The 3,264-nt window shown below is 46.7% G+C and carries 4 protein-coding genes and 1 pseudogene; 3 read left to right on the top strand and 2 right to left on the bottom strand.

Annotation, left to right across the window (positions count from 1 at the left end; all coding sequences use genetic code 11):
• Positions 1-246, bottom strand: a 246-nt coding sequence (locus tag Q4491_RS21375; RefSeq protein ID WP_303460789.1) for a site-specific integrase, incomplete at its 3' end; no start/stop codon positions are given.
• 224 nt (positions 247-470) lie between these two features.
• Here Q4491_RS21375 and Q4491_RS21370 point away from each other — a divergent pair.
• The gene (locus Q4491_RS21370; protein ID WP_303460787.1) at positions 471-923 is read left to right on the top strand and encodes a GNAT family N-acetyltransferase; all 453 of its coding nucleotides are present in this window, start codon (positions 471-473) and stop codon (positions 921-923) included.
• A gap of 273 nt (positions 924-1,196) precedes the next feature.
• Here Q4491_RS21370 and Q4491_RS21365 read toward each other — a convergent pair.
• Positions 1,197-1,454: pseudogene (locus Q4491_RS21365) on the bottom strand (phage integrase N-terminal SAM-like domain-containing protein); the annotation flags it as partial.
• Between the two features lie 230 nt (positions 1,455-1,684).
• Here Q4491_RS21365 and Q4491_RS21360 point away from each other — a divergent pair.
• Positions 1,685-1,972 (top strand): cupin domain-containing protein, encoded by a 288-nt coding sequence (locus Q4491_RS21360; RefSeq protein ID WP_303460786.1) that lies wholly within the window; start codon positions 1,685-1,687, stop codon positions 1,970-1,972.
• Positions 1,973-2,082: 110 nt separating this feature from the next.
• Complete coding sequence (locus Q4491_RS21355; protein WP_303460784.1) at positions 2,083-2,550, top strand: GNAT family N-acetyltransferase; 468 nt, start codon at positions 2,083-2,085, stop codon at positions 2,548-2,550.
• Positions 2,551-3,264: the final 714 nt, after the last annotated feature.

The following is a 3,264-nucleotide window of genomic DNA, read 5'->3' as shown; positions in this document are numbered from 1 at the left end:
GAAGAACTGCAGGCCGTTGCGGTCGAGTTTGACGGTGCTCCATGAGTGGGTGTGGATGAGTTGGCGGAAGTAGGCACTTAACTGCTCGGTTGTCAGGGTATCGGGCGGGCAGTCGAAAAAGGCAGAAACACGACGTACCGCACGGCTGTAGGTATCAACGGTCGCCGGGCGCTTGCCTTGTAGGATAAGATTATCAAGGTGTTGCTGGTATAGCGCGTCGAAATGGTGCTGCTGTTGGGCGTTCATGATACGGTCTCCAGTCCGCTGCCCGGATGGCAGGGTTCAGAGATCAATATGTGAGCAGCTGTAGCTCTGCCGCGCAGTGGCTTGGTTCAACAAACGCTTTAAGACGGATTCGCAACGCTCGGCGGTTTTGGTTTGATTGGGCTTTTGTGTTTACGGTGCAATAATTGAGTGTTGTGGTAACGTTGCTCAGCACTTAAGCGGGCGTTAGCAAACAAGGCGGAAATATGGAAATCCGAAAGTATAGTAGTAGGTATAGAGCGCAATGCATTGAAGCGTTTGAAAGTAATATTGGTCAATACTTTGATTCATCAGAGCGTGCAGAGTTTATCGAATATCTTGATGCTTTGTCTGAAAGCTCTGAATACTATGTTTGCCTTGAAAGCGGTAGTGAGAAAGTGCTTGGATGTGGTGGTATCGGGTTAAAGTCATCAGTTGCTTCTTTGGCTTGGGGGTTGGTTCATGAAAACTTTCATGGTCAAGGAATAGGAACACAGTTAACTGACTTTCGATTGTCTTACCTAAAGCGTAATACCTCAATACACAAGGTTAAAATTGAAACATCTCAGCATACTAAAGGTTTCTATGAGAAACGCGGTTTTACAGTAACGAAAACCACCCCAAATAGTTTTGGTGCAGGAATTGACTGTGTAGCGATGGAGTTATGCATAAGTCGTTGAATTTGTTTGCTAACAAATAAGGATACGTGTCGCGCAGCCGACACTTCTATCCGGGTGTTGGACAAGCCCGGACAGCCTTATTAAGCAAATTGGTCGATTGGCATTCGGTGGGGGTTGTGCCCGCGGTTTTCTTCAGGGCGAGCGTAGCCGGGAAGTGACCACAGTGTGTTTCACTTCAATGGGTTAGCGCCTGATTCAGTCTTGTTTTGGCTTCCTCATAGGTGGTGATGCGTGCCATTCTCCTTATTCTTTTTACCTTCCGGCTCTCCCGGTCGTATAGCGGTAGAAGGACTGCAGGCTGTTGCGGTCGAGTTTGACGGTGCTCCATGAGTGGGTGTGGATGAGTTGGCGGAAGTAGGCACGTAACTGCTCGGTTGTCAGCGTGTCAGGCGAGCAGTTGAAAAAGGCAGAAACACGATGTACCGCACGGCTGTAGGCATCAACGGTCGCCGGGCGCTTGTCTTGTAGAATAAGATTATCAAGGTGTTGCTGGTATAGCGCGTCGAAATGGCGCTGCTGTTGGGCGTTCATGATACGGTCTCCAGTCCGCTGCCTGGATGGCAGGGTTCAGAGATCAGTATGTGGGCTGCTGTAGCTCTGCCGCGCAGTGGCTTGGTTCAACAAGTTAAGTCAGCAGGACGCCGCATGCTTAAGGCGTTAACTGCAATCGGACAGGAGTTCGGATTAACTATCAGGCGGTAAATTTCAAAAACAAGCTGGGCCTTTTCAATGAGCAGTGGTCACCTAAGGTGATTGCTGAGATGAATGACTATCAGTTCAAGGTCGTTAAAATTCAAGGCGAGTTCGTGTGGCTTGACCACAAAGATACAGATGAAACGTTCATCGTGCTTGAGGGTAGTCTCAGAATAGATTTCAGAGATGGGTATGTGAATCTCTCTGAGGGCGAAATGTACGTTGTTCCTAAGGGAATTGAACACAAGCCTTTTGCGGAAAATGAGGCGAAAGTTTTGCTTATTGAGCCGCGGGGAGCTGTGAATACAGGTGAGAATACTGGGAGTCAAACAGCTGAAAATGATGTTTGGATCTAAAGCAGTTAACAATCGCAGGCACGGCGACGTCTTTTCCATTAAGGTTTCGCCCCACTTCAAAGCCGCGCATGCTGCGGGCGTTAGTTTACAATCTGTTTCAGAGGAATAATATGGAAATTAGGCGAGCTCTTAAATCTGATATAGATTCGCTGTTACTTTTAAATCAACAAATTGGTGTTCTGCATTTCGAAAATGCCCCAGAAGCGTTTGTTAAACCTTCATCTGAAGAAAGACAGTTCCTTCTAAATGCACTGAACGATTTATCTAGGCTCTTTTTGGTTGCTGACGTTTTGGGCGAAGTGGTTGGGTTTGTTACTGCGACGGTAACTCAAAATGAAGCCGTTCCTTTCTTGGTAAAAACTCCCATTTGTAGAGTTGGCACTATCGTTGTCGATGAAAATGCCAGAGTGTCAGGCGTTGGAAGACAGTTAATGGTTCAATGTACGGAATGGGCAAAGTCTCAAGGGGCAGAACAGATGAGGCTTGAAGTTATGTCATTCAATAGCAATGCTCAAAAGTTTTATGCCAAGTTAGGCTTTGAAGAGCAATCAAAAACGATGTGGAAACCTGTAAGCTAATAAATCAGGAAAAATGTCGCGTAGCCGACACTTTATCCGGGTGTTGGACAAGCCCGAAGCGGCATTATAATGGAAACAGTTTGGTTGAACGCCGAAAGGCGGCGATGCGGACTGTTTTTATCAGGCGCAGTAAGCCCATAAGCTATCGTATGGCTAATAAATTCAATTGGTTACATGATTTCCTGTCGGCTGTAGTGTGTTCCTTCGCTTGCTGTGTGGCGGCCATTTTTCTTGTTCTGTTCGTTGTGTCCAAAAGCATCGGATCAGATCAGTCTAATGACAAGTAATAAACCAGCGTTATCCACAATAACAGGGAACAGTTCAGGACGAATTTTTAGGTTGTCGGCGCCGGGAGCGCCTACAACCGCCCCGGCCAGCACCAGAGAACCTAAAGGCATTTCTGGTTACGCTTTGTGCCAGCAAAGAGTAACTGGCGCGCATCCAGCGGTGCTGAGAAAACACCGAACTCAAGCGCGACATATGATCAGCAAAAATTGATGTTCTTTTGAAGTGGTTCGTGGATCAACACCTTGCCTTGATGATCTTCACCGTGGATACTTAAACCATGTTTGGCTAAATCAATGCCATAAATAGGATGTGACATGGTGGTCTATTTTGATTAGCTCATCAGACTTACTGTAGTGGCATAGTTAATTTGGCCACCTGATTAGAGGTGATATCATCACCTCAGAAGTTAACAGGTGACACAATGAC

The organism is Photobacterium sp. 2_MG-2023 (genome assembly GCF_030547675.1).
Lineage (GTDB): Bacteria > Pseudomonadota > Gammaproteobacteria > Enterobacterales > Vibrionaceae > Photobacterium > Photobacterium arenosum.
This window is presented reverse-complemented; position numbering and strand designations above follow the sequence as displayed.

Bases quoted from the DNA above. Each gene is read 5' to 3' on its own strand.
- Q4491_RS21355 (WP_303460784.1), top strand. From the start codon at position 2,083: ATGGAAATTAGGCGAGCTCTTAAATCTGATATAGATTCGCTGTTACTT.
- Q4491_RS21360 (WP_303460786.1), top strand. From the start codon at position 1,685: ATGAATGACTATCAGTTCAAGGTCGTTAAAATTCAAGGCGAGTTCGTG.
- Q4491_RS21370 (WP_303460787.1), top strand. From the start codon at position 471: ATGGAAATCCGAAAGTATAGTAGTAGGTATAGAGCGCAATGCATTGAA.